This window comes from Vibrio sp. 1978 (genome assembly GCF_033344345.1).
In genome coordinates, this window is sequence record NZ_JAWPOP010000246.1 from 1 (window position 1) to 877 (window position 877).

The 877-nt window shown below is 43.0% G+C and carries 1 protein-coding gene and 1 pseudogene; both read left to right on the forward strand.

Going from position 1 to position 877, the window contains the following annotated elements; genetic code table 11:
• Window positions 1-147 (forward strand): annotated as a pseudogene (locus tag R8N49_RS25830) (uracil-DNA glycosylase); the annotation flags it as partial.
• Between the two features lie 112 nt (window positions 148-259).
• Entirely contained in the window at window positions 260-811 is a 552-nt protein-coding gene (locus R8N49_RS25835; protein WP_005459058.1) for a hemerythrin domain-containing protein, read from the forward strand.
• Window positions 812-877 lie beyond the last annotated feature (66 nt).

Sequence of the window (877 nt, forward strand, 5' to 3'; positions counted from 1 at the left end):
AAGCACCATGTATTAGCCGCGCCGCATCCATCGCCATTGTCTGCTCATCGAGGGTTCTTGGGTTGTAAGCATTTCTCCCAAGCAAACCAATTACTTGCTTCGCAAGGAAAAGAGCCAATCAACTGGCATTTACCGTTAACGGTATAAAAGAAGAGACAGCGATCATGGTGCTATGATCGCTGTTTTTTTGAGCATGCTCGAAGCTGGTAGCGAATTTCTCATGTACACTTATTAAAAGTAGGTGTTAAGGAGAGACGCTATGATGATCGAAAGAATTCGACGCGAACACGGCTACATGGTTCGCCTGCTGGCCATATTGCGCCATAAACTCAACGAAATAAAAGAAGAAAACGCCATTAATTACTCGCTAGTAAGCGAGATTGTTGACTACCTCTCAAACCATTCGGAAAAAATTCATCATCCGAAAGAAGATATTCTCTACCATCATTTCCTCAAGCATTATGGTAAGCAACAAACCATGGAAAACTTGGAGAAAGAGCACCAAGAGCTTGCCGAGAAGACCAAAGAGTTTTCGATGCTCATTGAGATGATTTTGCAAGATGCGGTTGTTCCTCAAGACATCTTTATTGCTCAGCTAGAAGATTTCATTGAGTCGCAAAAGCGTCACCTTGAGCTCGAAGAGAGAAAAATCCTGCCATTAATTGAAGAGCTTTTTACTACTGAAGACTGGCAACACGTTGAAAGTCTGTGGACAGAGAGCGAAGACGACCCTGTATTTGGTGACACGATTGCGGATCGCTACAAACAGCTTGCCGAGCGCGTTCGTCAAAGCGATATGGAGTTTGTTTAACTCACTCAAAGCCCGAGTATCTATAAATCTTGCTCGGGTTTATTTGTGGTAATTCTTATTCTTTGA

Coding starts and splice junctions, on each gene's coding strand:
- R8N49_RS25835 (WP_005459058.1), top strand. CDS start 260: ATGATGATCGAAAGAATTCGACGCGAACACGGCTACATGGTTCGCCTG.